11 protein-coding genes are annotated in these 19,115 nt (G+C 44.5%); all 11 read right to left on the reverse strand.

Translation table 11 applies throughout. The features are described from left to right. Nucleotides 1-51: 51 nt before the first annotated feature. A complete protein-coding gene (locus ABFY19_RS11250) occupies nucleotides 52-2,082 on the reverse strand; it encodes a penicillin-binding protein 2 (RefSeq protein WP_418790744.1) in 2,031 nt (676 codons plus the stop codon). A gap of 25 nt (nucleotides 2,083-2,107) precedes the next feature. Next, complete coding sequence (gene mreD / locus ABFY19_RS11255) at nucleotides 2,108-2,608, reverse strand: rod shape-determining protein MreD (RefSeq protein ID WP_418790745.1); 501 nt, start codon at nucleotides 2,606-2,608, stop codon at nucleotides 2,108-2,110. Continuing rightward, nucleotides 2,608-3,477: a rod shape-determining protein MreC gene (gene mreC, locus ABFY19_RS11260; RefSeq protein WP_418790746.1), complete on the reverse strand. Its 870-nt coding sequence runs from the start codon at nucleotides 3,475-3,477 to the stop codon at nucleotides 2,608-2,610. The genes mreD and mreC overlap by 1 nt, the downstream gene beginning before the upstream one ends. A 12-nt stretch (nucleotides 3,478-3,489) precedes the next feature. Beyond that, a complete protein-coding gene (locus tag ABFY19_RS11265; protein ID WP_418790747.1) occupies nucleotides 3,490-4,518 on the reverse strand; it encodes a rod shape-determining protein in 1,029 nt (342 codons plus the stop codon). A gap of 36 nt (nucleotides 4,519-4,554) precedes the next feature. After that, nucleotides 4,555-5,250, reverse strand: coding sequence for a RadC family protein (gene radC, locus ABFY19_RS11270; protein ID WP_418790748.1), 696 nt, complete (start codon nucleotides 5,248-5,250; stop codon nucleotides 4,555-4,557). A 52-nt stretch (nucleotides 5,251-5,302) separates the two neighbouring features. Next, on the reverse strand, nucleotides 5,303-5,881 hold the full coding sequence (locus ABFY19_RS11275; RefSeq protein WP_418792596.1) for a Maf family protein: 579 nt from the start codon (nucleotides 5,879-5,881) through the stop codon (nucleotides 5,303-5,305). A 199-nt stretch (nucleotides 5,882-6,080) separates the two neighbouring features. Continuing rightward, nucleotides 6,081-6,437 carry a (2Fe-2S) ferredoxin domain-containing protein gene (locus tag ABFY19_RS11280; RefSeq protein WP_418790749.1) on the reverse strand — a complete coding sequence of 119 codons (357 nt, stop codon included), beginning with the start codon at nucleotides 6,435-6,437 and terminating at the stop codon, nucleotides 6,081-6,083. Nucleotides 6,438-6,546: 109 nt separating this feature from the next. Next, nucleotides 6,547-8,334 carry an NADH-quinone oxidoreductase subunit NuoF gene (nuoF, locus tag ABFY19_RS11285; protein WP_418790750.1) on the reverse strand — a complete coding sequence of 596 codons (1,788 nt, stop codon included), beginning with the start codon at nucleotides 8,332-8,334 and terminating at the stop codon, nucleotides 6,547-6,549. A gap of 63 nt (nucleotides 8,335-8,397) precedes the next feature. Beyond that, nucleotides 8,398-8,886 carry an NAD(P)H-dependent oxidoreductase subunit E gene (locus ABFY19_RS11290; RefSeq protein WP_418790751.1) on the reverse strand — a complete coding sequence of 163 codons (489 nt, stop codon included), beginning with the start codon at nucleotides 8,884-8,886 and terminating at the stop codon, nucleotides 8,398-8,400. A gap of 296 nt (nucleotides 8,887-9,182) precedes the next feature. After that, complete coding sequence (locus ABFY19_RS11295; RefSeq protein ID WP_418790752.1) at nucleotides 9,183-12,914, reverse strand: S-layer homology domain-containing protein; 3,732 nt, start codon at nucleotides 12,912-12,914, stop codon at nucleotides 9,183-9,185. A 107-nt stretch (nucleotides 12,915-13,021) separates the two neighbouring features. Continuing rightward, nucleotides 13,022-18,958 (reverse strand): carboxypeptidase-like regulatory domain-containing protein, encoded by a 5,937-nt coding sequence (locus ABFY19_RS11300; RefSeq protein ID WP_418790753.1) that lies wholly within the window; start codon nucleotides 18,956-18,958, stop codon nucleotides 13,022-13,024. Nucleotides 18,959-19,115: the final 157 nt, after the last annotated feature.

Genomic DNA, 19,115 nt, shown 5'->3' on the forward strand with positions numbered 1-19,115 from the left:
ACGAGGTCTTTTTACCTCGCTTTTCTCGAATATTTAGACAAAAACAGCCCGCTACTCTTCGGAAACACCACCCTCCGGTACAGCTGTTTTGTCGATTTTGAAATACTCTGCCAACAGGTCCCTGGCAACATAACCCGCCGAACTACCGCCATGACCGGCATATTCGACAATGCCGGCTACAGCAACTTCAGGCTTGTCATAAGGAGCATAGGCGACAAAAAGTCCGTGAGTGGCTTTATCATTTCCGTTTTTGTCTTTTCCTGTCTGGGCGGAACCGGTTTTTGCAGCAACTTCGACGGGAAATCCTCTGAAAATACCATAAGCCGTACCGCCAGGCTCAGTAACCGCCCTCATTCCCCGCCTAACAACAGCAAGTGTTTCAGGAGTTACATCAACTTTATCAATTACCTTTTTATCATATTTTTTGACAATATTACCTTCATAATCAACAACGCAATCAACCAAATAAGGCTGATACCTGATACCGCCATTGGCTATCGCGGCAACATAATTGGCCAGCTGAATTGGAGTATACAGGTTATATCCCTGACCAATGGACATGATAATTGTTTCATATTCACGCCATTGAACCAGCCAGTAAGCCTCATTCTCGTATTCCCTTTTTTTCCACTTAAGCTCTGTTTCCTTTTGTTTGAGCAGCCGCTTCTTTTCACTTTCAGACCCGGCGTTTTGGATTTTATCAGCATACTCATCCTCAATCTCCTGGTACGCCTTTTCATATTTTTTCTTTAATGAGGGTTCATTTAAGTCCCTTTTCCATTCCGGACTCGGTATCAGTCCGGAAGCTTCGTTTGGCAGGTCAATCCCCGTCTTCTGCCCGAGGCCAAATTCACGGACATATTTAACCAAGCTGTCAACCCCTGCTCTCAGCCCCATCTGGTAAAAATAAACATTGCAGGAAGTCTGGATTGCTTTAATCATATCGACTGTCCCGTGACCACCAGGCTTCCAGCACCCGTATGAACGACCATAAAGGTAAACTGAACCCGGGTCAAAATAGGTATCTTTGATTGTTGCCTTACCTGACTCCAGGACCGCAGAAGCAGTTATCATCTTAAAAGTCGAGCCGGGTGGATACGCCATCATGGCCCTGTTATTAAATGCCGGAAACGGGTTGGTTTCTTTGCCCCCAAACAACTCCTGACTCTGCTCTGAAGTAATTTTTCCATTAAATATATTTGGGTCAAAACCTGGTTTGCTGGCCATTGCCAGTACTTTCCCTGAATTGACATCAAGCATGACAACTGCTCCGGCTTTGGCATTGGGAAATTTACCCTGCTGCAGTGAAGTCATGACCCTGTCCAAGGACTCTTCAGCAACCTTCTGCAGCCGGTAATCTATATTCAAAATAAGGTTATTGCCAGGCACAGATTGTTCTTTGGCAAGTTCCCTGACAGGGTGCTGGGACTTATCGACTTCAACCAAAAGGTTCCCATCCTGACCCCGCAGAAATTTTTCATACATATTTTCGAGCCCGGCCTGGCCATACCGGTCACCCATGCTGTAGCCCTCATCTTTATGGTTTTCCAACTGTCTTTCAGTAATCTCCCTGACATATCCGAGAATATGGGGCATAAAATCCTCATATACATATTCACGCATCGGTTCTACAGCTATTTCTACACCCGGTAGTTCTGCCCTGTTTTCTTCAATTTTAGTAACTACCTCTAAAGGTACATCTTTGGCAATTTTAATTGGTTCAAACTTCCTGATACCCGGATCTTTAATCTTTTCCAGAATCTCTTTTTCATCAATTCTGAGAATTGGCGCCAGGCTTGACGCAACTTCATCAAGGTTCTGGTCCTGGATGCCAAGCCAACTCACTGATACACTGTAAACCGGCCGATCCTTAGCAAGAATCACTTTCCCGGTACTGTCAAGGATTTCACCTCTTTTGGCCGGGATTGTAACCGGTCGTATCCTGTTTTGTTCTGAAAGGGTTGTAAACCGTTCTGTTTCCACCAACTGTACATAAGCAATCCTAGAAATAAGGATGACAAATATAATCGTAACAAAGGCAATAAATACCTTTATTTTTTTAACCAGGAGTTTATCTGTCATCAAAAGCCCCCCGATAGGATGATTATTACCTTTCTGTTACTCTCAGCAGCCCCTTAGTTGACGATTTATAGAACCTTCCGTACAGAAAAGGGGTCAGACAACTGTTATAGATAGCGGCAGATATTATAACACTCCTAAGAGCGCCGAAATATCCTCCTGATATCCCTTCATACTGCCTTAATAGATAAAGTACAGTTTCACTCATTAATGTAGACATAAATATTATGGCCATAGGAATTAAGATGTTTTCCTTGTAAATCTTCTTTTCTAATGATCCAAAAACATATCCAACAATTATCTTGGCAAGAGCATTCATACCCACATTTTGACCAAACATTAAATCCTGCAGCAAACCCCCAATGGCTCCGGCTATGGCGCCTTCCCTCGAACCATGCAGCAAGGCATAGAATACAGTCATTATCAATACTAAATCAGGTTTAACACCGGCAACAGTAAGATGGGAAAAAATCGTGGATTGGAGAATCAAGCTAATAAGAAACAAAATAGCGATTACCAAGTACCGCATTAAGCTCCCCCCTTGTCATCAGGAGCAGCTTCATTTACTACTGGAACGTTCCTGATTACAAGCACCTCTTCAAGTTCATTGAAATCCACAAAAGGCCTGACAATGGCATATTTAACCAAACCGTTGGACTCCAAATGAATCTCCGTCACTGTTCCAATAGGCAATCCCTTGGGGAAAATCCCTCCAAGACCTGATGAAATAACAATTTGTTTATCTTTAACAGGAGCTTCTTTAGAAAGATGAATCATTTTCAGCATTCCGGAGTTATCAGCTTTTCCCTCAACAACTCCCGGTATCCGGTTTATCTGAATGAGACTGCCCACAGCGCAGCTGCTATCTATAATCAGCAATACTTCAGCAGAAGTAGCAGATACATTTATAACACGTCCCACTAATCCCTTACTTGTTACCACAGCCATGTTTTTGGCCACACCGTCATTTTCTCCTCTGTTGACGGTAATTGTGCGGAACCAGTTTGACGGGTTTCTGGCCACAACTGAAGCAGACACCATATTATAGTCCTTGACCACGGTGTCCTTGAATTGCAGTAATTCCCGTAACCGCAGGTTCTGGTATTCGTATTCCCTAAGAAGATTATTTTCCGCTTCCAAACTTAATACCCGTTCCCGCAGCTGTTTATTTTCATCTTTTATGCTTCCAATAGTAAAAACAGATTTAACTGTGTTTGAAATACTGTAAACAATAGTGGTAACCCCTTTTTCCACAGGGGTTGTTACATCCTTAATTACTCTCTCCACAGGACTTAGTGTCATCCTATCCTGACCTGTAAAGGTTATCAACAAAAAAGCTATCGCCACCAGGCAGAAAAAACCAAGGACATACCTGTTTAAAATGTAGCGAAACAACATAACCCCGCCTTTCTAGCCAATTTTTTTCGGGGTAATTAAGACTCTTCTGAGAACATCCAGGTTTTCCAAAACCTTCCCTGTCCCAATAGCCACACAGAACAGAGGCTCATCAGCAACATAAACCGGCATACCGGTTTGTTCAGTAACCAGTTTATCTAGACCCCGCAGCAAGGCACCGCCGCCAGCCATGACTATACCTCTATCCATAACATCTGCCGCCAACTCTGGCGGTGTCTTTTCCAGTGTCACCTTAATGGCTTCAAGGATACTGCTTACCGGTTCAGATAAAGCTTTATGAACTTCTTCAGATGTAATTTCAACAGTCTTAGGCAACCCTGTAAGCAGGTCACGCCCGCGCACCTCATAAAACTCTTTTTGCGGGAGACGGTATGCCGAACCAATTTTTATTTTAATTTCTTCAGAAGTACGTTCTCCAATCATCAAATTATATGTTCTTTTAATATGCTGCATAATGGCTTCATCCATTTCATCACCGGCGACACGTACCGAGCGGCTGGTCACAACACCCCCCAGGGATATAACCGCAACTTCGCTGGTACCGCCACCGATATCCACTATCATATTACCGGTAGGCTCATGTACCGGCAGACCGGCTCCAATTGCGGCCGCCATTGGTTCTTCTATTAGATATGCTTCCCGGGCCCCGGCCTGGATTGTAGCCTCCCTGACAGCGCGTTCCTCAACCGCTGTCACTCCGGAAGGCACACATACAACAACTCTTGGTCTGATTAAATGAGGCCTTTTTCTCAGGGCTTTGGTAATAAAATAACGCAACATACTCTGTGTGGTGTCAAAATCAGCGATGACACCATCTTTCATAGGCCTGATAGCAACTATGTTCCCGGGAGTTCTCCCAATCATCAGCTTGGCCTCTTCACCAACAGCAAGAACTTGTCCTGTATCTCTCATAATAGCCACTACAGAAGGTTCGTTGACAACTATCCCCTTGCCCTTGATATATACAGATGAATTAGCAGTCCCTAAATCTATACCCATATCCCTGGAAAATATTCCAAACATTTTTCGTACTCCTTTCAGCTTCATTTGCTGCTCCAACTAAATAACACCTAATTCTTTAAGACTTGTGAAACCGCATTCTCCGATAATGATATGATCAATAACCTCTATACCGATTAACTTCCCTGCCTCCACCAGCCGGCGAGTTATTTGAACATCCTCGGCACTGGGACTGGGGTCCCCGCTAGGGTGATTGTGAGCCAGAACCAGTGCAGCTGCACTTCTTTTTATAGAGTTTTTAAACAGTTCTCTGGGATGAACCAGTGATGAATTTAAATTTCCCACAGAAACGGTTTCTATTGTAATTACATGGTGCTTAGTATTTAAAGACACTGCTATAAAATGTTCCCTGTCAAGGTAACGCATTCTTTCCTTAAGTAAGTTAAATACATCATATGGTGTTTTGATTACCTTCTTGGGATCGGAAATCTCAAAAGCCAGCCGTCTCCCCAATTCAATAGAAGCCTTTATCTGGGCAACCTTAGCTGGTCCAATCCCTTTTATGGAATAGAGTTCTTCAGAGGCGCATTCAGCCAAACCAAGCAATCCCCCGGTCTTTGCAATCACCAGAGTAGCAAGGTCCAATGCGCTCATGGAATCAGATCCAGTCCTCAGAAGCACAGCCAGGAGCTCAACAGTACTTAAAGCTTCCGCACCTTCCCTTGCTAATCTCTCCCTTGGTCTCAGATCTTCTGGAAGTTCCTTTATTCTAACTCCGTTTTTTGTTGATTCCATTTGCGAATCCTCTCAAGATATATATCATCCCAAATATTATTGCTAATTAAAGCTATTTCAGCATTTCCACCCCAAATTGTCTGAGCTGTGCCGCAAGACTAGACAGAGGAAGACCGACAACGTTAAAATAACATCCCTCTATTTTTTTAACCAAAACAGCACCCAGTCCCTGAATGCCATATGAACCTGCTTTATCCATCGGCTCACCGGTCCTGACATAAGCTTCTATCTGAACATCCGATAACCGGCGAAAAAAAACCCTGGTCGTTTCACTGGCTTTTGACAGTCTTCCAGTAGCACAATCAACGATGGAAAAGCCTGTGATAACCAAGTGGTCGGTTCCACTCAAACTCTTTAGGGTATTGATAGCATCAGCAATTCCAGAAGGCTTGCCCAGAATGTCACCACAGTGAACCACCACTGTATCTGCCCCGATTACAATTCCCTCATTGAGCCGGGCAGCAACTGCCATAGCCTTTCTGTATGCCAATTCAGCAACTGCTTCAGTTGGAGGCATCCCCGGCAAAACAGTTTCATCCACCGGGTTAACCATTACCTCGAAGCAGAGCCCCATCTGTTTGAGTAATTCCTGCCTTCTTGGAGACCCTGAAGCCAAAATCAGTTTTTTAATGTTTGGTTCCATTTGATAACTCTCTTTTAAGCTTATTATATAGTTTTTTTTAGCTTTCCCCTACTCTGACAAAAAATTCGTGCCATTTCGAGCTATATATCCCATATGCTTTTTACTTATTCAGTTTATCATTTTTGACATATGATGACAAGCTCTTACCTCAACCCAATCAAGTAGTATTCAAAATTTATCATTGACGTTATTTCAACACATCAGATACCCGGGCAGCAACCCATCCGGCCTTATCCGTTGTCATATAAAAGTAAACTGCTGTTGGTCTCCCCGGAATAGCAACTTGCACCACAGGTTCACTGGAACACATTCCCAAACAACCCGTATGTTTAATCACAACATCCCGACAATCTTCAAATTGTGTTATTAGTACCTTAAGGACATCATACGCCCCTGCCCTTATGCCACAAGTACCCATTCCTACAGTAATACGTACTTTCTTTCGTTCTCCGGTCATAGCATGTTCAGATAAAACATTTTTCTTTATTTGTTCCAGGTCCTGTAAAGTCATTTTTGCTTCCACTCCCCGATGAATAGTGTACATTTAAATTAACCTCTTCGACAAATTTACCTAAACTCCTTTAGAAACGCTTCTACCTAATAGTGGCAAAAAAAAGCCGCCTAAATGGCAGCCTTCTTATTACAGATACAAACTATCTCTTAACAGCTTTAAAAGCGCATTTTTCAATACATTTGCCGCATTTGATACATTTTTGCGGGTCTATCTCATGGATCTCCCGTGGTTTCCCTTTAATAGCATCAACAGGACATACCTCGGCACAAGCCCCGCATTTTTTACATTCTTCAGGGATAATTCTAATATTGCTGAGTTTTTTGCATACCCCAGCAGGGCATGCTTTATCCCTGACATGGGCTATGTATTCATCCTCAAAATACTTTAATGTACTCAGCACAGGATTGGGTGCTGACTGGCCCAGCCCGCACAAAGACGTTTCCTTTATGCCATGCCCCAGTTCGCTAAGAAGGTCGAGGTCATCCATACTGCCCCGCCCTTCAGTAATTCGTTCCAGGATTTCCAGCATCCTTTTGGTTCCCACCCGACAGGGGGTACACTTGCCACATGACTCATCACAAGTAAATTCGAGATAAAACTTGGCAATATCAACCATACAATCACTGTCATCCATTATGATAAGACCACCCGAGCCCATCATTGAACCGGCTTCAAGAAGAGTGTCATATTCGATTGATATGTCCACAAGGTCGGCCGGTATGCATCCTCCCGATGGTCCTCCCGTCTGTGCCGCCTTAAAATTTCGCCCCTCAGGTATGCCGCCCCCAATATCGTAGATAATCTCGCGAAGGGTTATACCCATAGGAACCTCTATCAGACCTGTATTGACAATTTTACCGGCAATGGCAAAAACCTTGGTGCCCTTGCTCTTTTCTGTCCCAAAACCTGCGTACCATTCGGCACCGTTTAGTATTATCGCCGGAATGTTGGCAAGTGTTTCTACATTATTGATAAGAGTGGGTTTGCCCCATAGACCCGCCTGGGCGGGAAAAGGCGGTTTAGGCCTGGGTTCACCCCTGTTGCCTTCTATTGAGGTAATTAAAGCGGTTTCCTCGCCACAGACAAACGCCCCCGCCCCCAGACGAAGTTCTATATTAAATTCAAAATCTGTTTCAAAAAGTCCTTTGCCTAATAGACCCATTTCTCTTGCCTGGCTGATAGCTGTAGTCAGACGTTCAACAGCTATGGCGTACTCTGCCCTCACATATATAAAACCCCTGTCGGCACCGATTGCATATCCTGCTATAGCCATAGCTTCCAGCACTGAATGCGGGTCTCCCTCAAGTATGCTGCGATCCATAAAAGCCCCGGGGTCCCCCTCATCCGCATTACATATTACATACTTTAGCTCCCCTGGGGACTTCCTGGTAAGCTCCCATTTTAATCCTGTGGGAAATCCGCCGCCGCCCCTGCCCCTGAGTCCGGATTTCTTAACAACATTAATTACTTCCTCAGATGAATACTTGGTTAGCACCATACCCAGGGCCTTATATCCATCTCTGGCAATGTATTCACTGATATCGTCGGGATTTATATGTCCACAGTTTCTAAGGGCAATCCGTACCTGTTTTTTGAAGAAGTCTATATCATCTATTTTCTCAGTAAACTCTTGAGTCACCGGGTTTTTAAAAAGCAGTCTCTCTACAACCCGCCCACCTATAATGTGTTTTTCAATGACTTCTCCGACATCTTCAACACGAACTTCGCAATACATGCTTCCCTGAGGGAGAATAACCATAATAGGACCGCGGGCACAAAAACCAAAACACCCTGTATGGACAACCCTTACCGATTCCTGCATACCTCTGTCCTGAAGCTGTTTCTCAATTTCTTTCTGAACCTCACGGCTTTCACCGGATACACATGCTGTGCCGCGGCAAATAAGAATATGTGAACTATAGGACACTCGCTTATATCCTCCTTGTGCCGGAAGTGCTGTAACTTCTCGGCAGTGATTGTAAATAATGACCTAGTGAATATTTTCATATTTATCCAATAGTTCCCCCATTTGGTCGGCATTAAGCCTCCCGTGAACCTCTTCATTTATCGTAATGACAGGGGCCATACCGCAAGCTCCGATACACCTGGTAGCCTCAAGGCCAAATTTACGGTCCTCACTGATTTCACCAAACTTCAGGCCAAGTTCTGCATCAATCTTTTCTGCCAGTTGACCGGCACCCTTGACATAGCAAGCTGTTCCCATACAAACGGCAATATTATGTTCTGCCCTGGGGGTCATAGTAAATAAGCCGTAAAAGGTAACTACTCCATAAACATCAGCCAGCGGCAAGCCCAGTCCCTTAGATATATGATACTGGACCTCTTCGGGAAGATATCCGTATATGTTCTGCGCTTCATGCAGAACCGGAATCAAGGCACCCGGTTTCCCCGCATACTGTTCTAATACTTTGTCAAGTTTTTGCAGCTTGGCATCATGGTTATTTATCGTTTCTTCCAAACAAATTACCTCCCATTCAAAATCAGGAGCCCAAACTGTAGTTTGCCTTAACAATCCCCCTTCTATGCACCCGAATCTCAAACAAAGCTATCACCAGAAGAGTTTCATTCTGCCTCCTAAGACCATAATTTTAAGTAATAAAACAAGATAGACAGGGATAGATGTGTTCCGGAAGGCGGAGTCTGTCGTCAACCGGCCGGTGATTCGCCGCAAGGCGAGAACCGATGCCGGTTGAGACGTTGCCCGCCGGAGGAACTTATCTGTCCCTGTCCATATTATAATTTATTACTCTAATTTTAGATAAAACCTAAGGCAGTTAACATACTGTTTATCATTTTAGCAGCTTCTGCCCTGGTACTGTTGTTAACCGGGGCAAACGATCCGTTTGGATATCCGTTTACAATACCATTCTTGACCGACATGGCCACAGCCTGCCTTGCCCAAGTCTGAACTTTGCCCTTATCGCTAAAACCGGTCAGATATCGTTCTGTTTCTGATTCAGTCATATTAGTATTGGCCCCGGCAAAGTTCATGGCCCTCACGGCCATAGCGGCAACTTCCTGTCTGGATACACATGAATTGGGCTTAAAAGTACCATCAGTATAGCCGTTGATAATACCTGCTTTAACAGCAGCGCCCACAACACCGGCATACCAGTCACCTGATCTGACGTCAGTAAATGCATTCTGGCCTGATGTATCCGGTTCCAAGCCCAGAGCCCTTACAACCATAGCGGCAAACTGCGCCCTGGTAACCGTGCTCTGAGGTACATAGGTGCTGTCATCCATACCATTAATAATCATTTTGGATGCCAGTTTGTTAATAGTGTCTTTTGCCCAATGGCTGTTAATATCAGCAAAGGTCTTGCTGTTTTCCACAACGAGATAAACACTATTGCTCTTACGTTTGATAATAGCTACAGGTCTGCCATCCTCGGTGCCGAATACGGTTGGCACAGGAATAAGTGTCCCATCTTCCTTCCTCATTACACCGGTGGCTATTCCTGAACCAGCCTGTCTGGTCAGGAAAATCTTCCTGCTGATATACCTGCTAAATTCGGTTATCTCGATATTTTGGTTGCCTGCAGATACTTTTACACTAAATTCTAGAGGTACTGAAACCTGAACCAAACCATCTTGACCTAATTCAGCCGTAACAGCCTGGCTAATTTTCGGGAGTACCTGAGAAACGGAAATAGTAAGTGTAACTTCATCAGCAGCAACTCCCAATGATTGGGCCAACTGTGTCAGTTTAATCTCTGATGCCGGGAAAATATATATACCCGCTGGTGTTGTAATGTTAAGCCAGTTATCATTATCTATCATGGCCTGCAAAACTTCTGCACTAACTTCTACATCCACAGCATCAGTAACATCGGTCACTGTGACAGCTATAACACTGCCTTCAAGACTTCCCTCAATATCTGTGAGGCTTTCAGAATCCAGGGAAACAGTAGCTACTTCCTGTCCATCCTGGTTTTCGCTAATATCAGGAGCAATTTCAAGGTCTACCGTATCTCCCGCTGGCTCTGTTGCAACAGTGCTGGAACCACCGGGTGAACCCGTGTTTATGCCGGTATCTGTTTCCGTACCCGTATCAGTTTCTGTACCCGTATCCGTTTCCGTACCCGTATCAGTAGTGACAGTAACAGTAAATGCTGCGCTGAGACTTGTTCCGGCATAAGTTCCGCCTGACCAGGCAGCATCAACAGTATAGCTTCCAGCATCCAGTCCCGCAGGGAACAGGAACCTGATATGTGTGGAATCAACAACAGTGATATCAGTCGGGTCTATGGTAATCCCCGCACCGGAAATCTCAATAACCGGCAGATAATCACTGCTGAAAGTAACACCATCACCTGTAACAGTCATATTGAATGCCGCATAATCAACTGTTTGACTGTCTGAAGATAATACTATGGCCCGGTCCTCCACTTCAAAGGTGTTGGTGTAATCATCAGAAATGTCACCATCTTCATCAACACCCAGGGTGTGTTCTCCTATCGCTAAGCCGTTAGGAACGGTAAAGGTAAGAGATGTCGTTGAATTAACCGTCACACTAACAGCCGTTCCATCTATATTGACGGTAGTTGTCCCGTCCTGGAAGCTTGTCCCGGTTCCTGTAACAGTTACCTGGCGGGTCCCCAACTGGTCAGTATAAATAGTTCCGGGGGAATTAATGCCACTGGCGCTGACAATTATTTTATCAGTTCCTGTAACAGTTTCTTCAAGTACTGAACTGGTTGTGCTGACACTGATATCATATGTCCCTTCGGTACTGATAGAACTAGGTAACAGCGTAAAAGTTAGTTCAGTATCGCTTACAGCACTGATATTGCTGATTGATTCACCGGAAACAACGAGTATATTAACTACCGGAGTACCGGTGGTAAAGTGGGTATTTTGTCCTTCAACTGTTAAAGTAACCGGTTGTGTTGAAGTGTTTTGTACGGTACTAGGTGTAACCCGGAGAATTGAAGGTGACGTAACTGTAATGTCAGTTGTAAGGGAATCAGCCACCGTACTTGCATTACCGTCGGAATCAATCTCAATGCTGTAGGTGCCTGCGCTTAGTCCGCTCTTAAGATTAAATGAAAGCTGTGTTGTGTTTGAAACAGTAATTGCTGAAACCATATCAGCCTGGCCTGTAACCTCAACAGTGGTATTAGCTCCAAATGCCGTATTTACACCGGTAACATCTACTTGGGTATCGGTATAACCCGCAGGTAAAGCGGCACCATCAGCTACGGCTGAATCAATAACCACTGCCCCCAGAGAAGGCTGGAGAAGTTCAAAGTCTGCTGTCAAAATCTGTTGCCCAGTAGTGACTTTAACTGTATATGTCCCTACTGTATCAATGCCTTTTGCAAGAGTAAACCCGGCTGTAGTTGCATTAGTAATTGTCGTATTTGAAACCTTGGTGCTTGTCAAATCTGTCCCAGTGGGGCCGAACAATGATATCTGTGTTGTTCCCTGCGCAAAACTGGTATTAGTACCTTGAACCGTCAGAGTGTATGCCGAACTATAACCAGGAACCAACTGTGTAAAAGATGCACTCTGGTACTTCAGGGCAATGGCAGGCTCCACAACTGCAAGGGCTGCGGTCACCACTTCACTGCCTGTGGTAACTTGAACAGTATAGCTGCCTGCAGCAAGTCCGCTGGCCAGGGAAAAAGTAAGAGAAGTTTCTGATGCTACTGTCGGGGTCCCGGCCTTTCCGGTTGCCGAACCGCCTTCATTGAGTACCGCCACCGTCGTGGCACCACTGAATCCGGTACCGGTACCGGTTACAGTGATAACTGATGCATCATAACCTTCTACCCTGCTTGATGGGCTGATTGATATACTGGCACTGCTTCGCACCTGCAGGATTGCTTCTGATGTGACAATTTCATCTCCTGTTGTTACTCTTACCTTATAACTTCCGGTAGCTAATCCTGCATTCAATGTAAATGAAAGCTCATTAGCTGAGGATACTGCAGTAACACTGCCTGCTTTACCCGTAGCCGCACCGCTTGTATTAAGAACCTCAACAGTCGATTGGCCCAAGGCAAAATTAGTGTTCTGACCGGTTATTGTTATTGTCTGCTGTTCATAATTGCTCGCCAAGCTGTCAGGGTTAACGGCAATTATGGACGGGCTGCCTATAGAAAATGAGTCTATGTTATAAGTAGTACTAGGAGTGACAATTCTTATTCCATATGTACCTTCTGCAAGACCGGCTCCTACCGTAAATGATACTTCGGTACTTGTTGAAGTAATATTTGTTATACTGGCAGAAACTGCTGCATCGTTTAGAGTCAAGAACGGTGTGGAATTATCAGCCGAAAATACGGCTCCAGAGGCCTCAACCGTAACCCGCGCCGGTAAGTCACCCGCAGTGGCAGCTGCAGGTGTCACAGTAAATACAGTAGCTGCAGCAGCCGTTTGGATGGGAATAATCCCTCCTGCAAGCTGGGCAAACACCAGCAGTATTGTCAAAATCAGGCTGCAAGCAGCGCCTAACCGGTTTTTCCGGTAGTTTAACATTACTTGTCCTCCTTCTGCAGATTTTATATCCGGGGAACCGCCCTATAGGCAGTTCCCCGGTTAGTATATCTGATGTTATAGTATGATATTTTCAATATTTAGGCCGGTTATAAATTTATACTCCAGCCCACTTGTGCTGTATCTGAAGTAACTGTGTATGCATTTGCCATTGGGTCAGCTACCTCAGTGTAGCCTGCAGAAGTTGAAACATCAGTTACAGCCCAAGTTTCACCAATGGTGAGCTTGAATACAAACTGTCCGGTTTCATCGGTTTGTACCCATTTTTTCTCTGCTGCTGTATCTACAACTCCATCAATTACCGGCTGGATTGCAACCCAGACCTTTTCACTAACGGAGCTTACAGTTCCGGAGACTTCTACCTTTGTGCTCACACTGAAATCAACAGACACTACAGCTGAACCGCTTACATTAAACTGCTGGCCAACTTCTGTCCATAGAGTCGGGGTCCCAAAACTCATAACCTCATAATCCCCGTCTTTAAGGAATACCTCAAAAGTATATGTGCCTGCATTTGCTGTTGAAGACTTAACAGGAATATAGAATTCCCCCTCATCCCCGGTAGTCCTGATTTCTAGCCATGCTTCACTGTCACTGGTGCCGGTATTTGTAACTGTAATAGTAACATTTTCTGCCTGAGGATTAACCTCTAAAGTCGTTGTTTGACCCTCGGCTACGATAAATGAATACTCAGGCTGATACCAGCAATCCATACCGGAAACTGAGATAACCTTATAGGTGCCTGCAGGCAGCGCAAGCGCAAACTGACCGCTGGCATCACTTGGAAGCCATTGGGTATACATCCAGCTGATACCACTGTTAGGATCAAACCAAGCATCGGCCGGCAACGCCTGACCTTCTAAAGTAATCTGACTGCCGTCCGTACCCAGACGCATGATTCCAAGCCAGCCGTTACCGATAGGCTGTCCATTGCTGTCAAATATTGTGCCTGTTACATTAGGTGCAGGAGGGCTGACAATCAATACTCCATTGGCCAGGGTTCCCGGGGTAACTTCTACAATTTCCCCACTGGCATTAACATTAAACAAGATATTTGTTTTATAATAATCATCGAACATACCCACTTCAGTTACTCGATACGCTCCTTCTGCCAGGAATAAGCTGAACTGTTGTGTTTCTCCGCTATATTCGGCCCAAGCAGCACTTTCCCAATCGAATTCCGTAGCGGTAGCAGGTTTAATTGTTACCCAGGCAGTCCCGCTAACCACATTGCCCGACCTATCTTTGACAATACCCACAACATTAGCCTGTGGCTCACTTACCTGGAGTTGATTGTTTACTACAGCTCCAACCCACGTAGAAGTTATGGTTGTTCCAGACACGTTAAAGGGCATTCCTACCTTAAACCAGGTTTCCGGTGCGCTTACTTCAGCAATTACCCAATCACCATCTGCAAGGCTAATGCCAAATTTGCCCTCTGCATCAGTTGCGGCCCACACTGCTGAAGACCAGTCATATTCCGGAGCGTCTGCAGGTTTTATGGAAATCCATCCATAACTTACCGGCTGTCCGGATGAATTAAGAGCTATACCCTTAACATTAACCTGGGCGGGCCTAACCAGCAATTTTCCGTTAACTAAATTTACAGGGTCAGCAAAAATTGTGCTGCCTGAAACCTGGAAACTGATATTGACCTTAGCCCAGAAATCCATACCTCCCATATCAACCACACGGTAATTCCCGTCAGGGAGTTTCAAACCGAAATTCCCGTATTCATCAGAATTCACCCATATACTGTCTGTCCAATCTTCCCAGTTAACCGAACCATCCGGAAGCTCTGGCTTAATATTAGCCCAGCCATTGCTTACAGGAACAGGGCTTCCAGCATCATCATAACACTGCAAGCTGCCTACCACATTGGGACTTATGTCAATAACAACATCTTGCCCCTCAATTACCTCGAACTGGTAGTTCAGCTGAACCCATTTTCCGGGCACCCAGGTATTCGCGCTCCAGTAACCGGGAGTGCTGTATCCTGAAATCCTATAGGTACCAACATCTAACTTCAGACTGAAGAAACCGGAGTTGTCGGTATTTGCGCCAAAATAATCCGAAAATGACGGGATATCAGTAACCCGTTCTATACTAACCCACGCATCATTAACCGGTGTACCGTCATCTGTAATAACACCTGTCACATTAGGGCTGAAGCTGATGCCAAACGAGTAATTGTCATAAGTTGAATTATAACTGATATTAGCACTGCTTGCCCCTTTTGCCAAAGTAAAGCTTTCTTTAAGCTCTTTCCATCCGTTCGGAGTAGAAATACCGGTTATCTGGTAATTCTTTGGTGATACGGCATCACCATCCTGAAGATATCCCATGAATTGAGCCAGTTGACTGGAGCTGTCGTATTCTAATTCAAACCAGCTTTCATATTTCCATGGGTTTATCATCCAGTCATCATATCGGGAATCTGTTTCAGAGATAACTTCTTTGACACAAATACTTGCATAATCTCCTGAAGCAAGACTTAAGTCAACAGTGACCGAGCCACTTAAGTTAGGCCTAAGAGCTGTTACTACAGAACCATCTTCTGGTATTGTCAGCGGCTTGTTAAAATTGATTCGTTTAAATTCTGTACCGCTGGTACCATTAACCTCATAACCATAATCCCGGATAACGTATTCTCCAGGTGGGAGACCGATTCCGAAACTGCCGGTCTCATCCACCGGCGTTCCAAACCATGAATAGTCATCAACCTTTTCTATGTTGAGCCAGCCCATTGGCACGGTACTTCCGTCAAAGAAACGTACAGTACCAGAGAAGTTAGGCACAGGTGGAGTAATTATAATATTCGCTGCCGGGACTGTGAAAACGTTTGCCGCTGCATCCATTTCTATCCATTTCTTAGGTGTGCAGATAGCATATAAGGCATATGACTTGCCTTCCTGTAAAGTCGTCCCGAAAGAACCGTCTAAGTTGACATCTATCCTCTTTTCATACAACCATGGAGCTTCCCAGAAAGTAGCTTCATCCACCGAGGCATCCCTCAGCAGGAGCGAAACACCTATTGGGCCTTCAATCCAGCCCTCAAAAGGTGCAAAGGGCACTCCAATTTCATTCTCAATAGCTTTGTAAAGATAACCTGAGAAATTAGCGGCCGGTTTTTGAATAATGAAATCAGTAACTGTATCACTGCCATCAGCAGCAAGGTGTACCTCGCCGGTGATTACATAGAACTTGAAATTCATTTCAAGCCAGCCGTCAGGCGTACCTACTCCTTTAACAATATATATCCCATCTTCAAGTGTACCGGCAAACTGCCCTGTTTCATTAGTCTGCAGGCCAAAATGTTCAGAATACAGTTCACCCGCTGCAGGAAGCTTTTCCAGATCAACCCAAGCCCAGGATATAGGTGCACCCTGCTCATCCAGAACAGTACCGCTTACATTTGGTTGGGTAACGGTTACTGTTAACATCAGCTTGTTATCCCCGGTATGCTCCGCACCTACCGTAAATAGCTGGTTAAGCGGCTGCCATGTATACATACCGAACTGTTCAACGTCATAACCTTCGATACGATAATTGCCGGGCTGCAGGTCAAAATACACCTCACCATTGGCATTAGCCTCACCCCAGAACCATTCACCACTATCCTTAACAACACTTACACCATAACCGTTTCCTGTAACGGAACCGTCCGATGTCTTGAAACTAATAACAACATTAGAAGCAGTGGTAATGTCAAATACAAGTGCATTAGCGCCCGTATAATCAGTTAAGTCATCTACTGTGATTTGTTCATTGAGAAGCATCTCCCGGTATGTACCGCCAAACAGCTCAAGGTCTGTAAATGTATAAGTACCCGGATTGAGATGGAAATTGAAAGTACCCATACCAAACATACAAGCTTCCGAACCATCGGGCATTGTTAAGCAAATTTCCCCATCAGAGCTGACAGGAAGCCCGTTTTCAAAAAGCTGTACCTCCACATTAATACTAGGCAGCACTATATCAGAAAGGGTAGTTCCTTCTAAGGCCAGATCGCCTCCGGTAACATTTGCAGGCTGGTTATTAATAACATCAAAAGCAACATCAAGGAAATACAGCCCCATAGTGCTTGCGGGCTCAGGAGCCATTTCTTGAGGTTCTACCATAACCCCTCCAATGGCATAATTACCGTCAGGAAGTGCAAGACTAAAATTCCCTGACTGGTCTGTTGATGCAGAATACATCATATCCGCAGCGTCATCGAACATAGAAATAAAAGCATTAGGCACTGGATTACCGCTGGAATCAACAATAGTACCTGATACATTATGTTCAGGGAATCTTATCTCTGTGCTGCTGATATCTAATGTGCCGGCATCAGGAACTGTGATAGTTACTGGTGATACCGGGGGTACAACAGTAAAGCCTTCTATTTTCCCTAATAAGCTATACTCACCACCTGGCAGATAAAGACTGAAAATACCGTCACCTGTTGTTTCAGCCACAGGACAGGATTTCAAGAAATCCATCCGATCCTCACCATAATCTTTATTCAGGTAAGCCGTATTGGCAAAAACCAGATTTTCGGTATAGCTCATGCCAACCGGACGGTATACCTGTCCGTTAACATTGGGTTCAACTGGAACCTGCAAATTAAGTGTAGTCACAGCCGGCACTTCAAAAGGCATATCAATGTAGTAAACCTCTTGAGTATCGCCAGACATCCAAGCAGCATTCATTGCTATATATGTGCCTGCCGGCAAATTCGCAAAAAACTCACCATTTGTATTCGTGAAAAAATCGTATGAATTCATTACATCGAGTCCAGTAACGGAATCATAGGGAATAACAATAACCTGCGCATTAGGAATCACACTTCCGCCTACGGTAAGAGTTCCTGTTATTTGAACATTCATATCCAGGTATAAGGCAACCGGAGCTGTCATTTGGTTTCCGGCTATATCTGTGAGGCCCTGGACAATCAGCTGATCACCGTGCTGCACATCTGAAAGATACAAACACACATTCTGGTAAGGTCCTTCATACTGCATATCGTCATAGAAAGGAACAACAGCTTTGTATACATCGTTTACAACAACCGTGTCTCGTTCAACTATAAAGTTGTCTGGTGAAAAACCGTAATCCAAAGCAAACTCATCTTCCAGGTGAACAATATACCTGTTCAGCCCCTGATACTGGCCGGATATTTCAATGCCATCATATTCTACCCACATCTGCCGGCTGGGGTCTTCTCCCGGGGCCATAATATCAATAAATACATTGCCCACCATCATTGTTTCAAATATAGCTGAAACAGTATCATTATATATAAGTTTTACCATAACCCATTGTCCGTTGGACTGTGGATCAGTCAATTGAGGAGCAGTACTGCTGAACGTATAGTTACTGCTAAGCGGGTCGTTTTGGACAACACTGTCCAAAATAGCTATAGTTTGTGAAACGGGATCACCGGTTACCGGGTCCTGTGTAACATAAACCAACTCAGCGCTCAGGCAACTCATATCACCAGTAAAATTCTCCAACACCACATCAAGGACAGGGGTTTCACCTACAACAGGATTAAAACCAGGTTCTACAACAATATAAGCATTCTGCCATACTGTAACCGGGGGTTCCGTGCCTGGGTCCTCTCCTGGCCCTGTTACCTGATCTATAATTGTGAAAAACCCCTGGGTTCCGTTTACCTCACCTGCCTGGTTGGCGGCTTTAACGTCAACCATATATTTACCAGGATTAAAGTAAACCTCTGAAACCGGCAAATCCCAAGTTGCTTGTCCATTTACACCGTCAATTATATTTACCGGGCCCTGATGAATAAGTGTTGGATTCATTGGATCATAAACATCATATACCGCAGCATCCACACCTATCAGCGGCGAATCCGAATAAATAGCGCCAGTAATATTACTGGGAGGTAAAGAAAATTCCACCGCTGCGTTAGGATCAACACTTAGGTCAACACTCAGGTTAAGTACTGCAAATGCAGGCAAAACTTGTGAAATTACCATTAAAAACGTTAAAACTAATGCCAAATAAGATTTTTTTCTCAAAAATATCCCTCCTTCCTTATTGCCCATCAGAAACAAACTAATTGATTACCCCACCTCCAATCAAATTAACCAAGCTTCCTATAATTGCCAAAAAGACAGTTTTCTTCTTTTTTCGACACACAACTTGTTTTTCCTGCAATAATTGCATTTTTTTCTA

The sequence above is a fragment of the Phosphitispora sp. TUW77 genome (assembly GCF_048453025.1).
Lineage (GTDB): Bacteria > Bacillota > Thermincolia > Thermincolales > UBA2595 > Phosphitispora.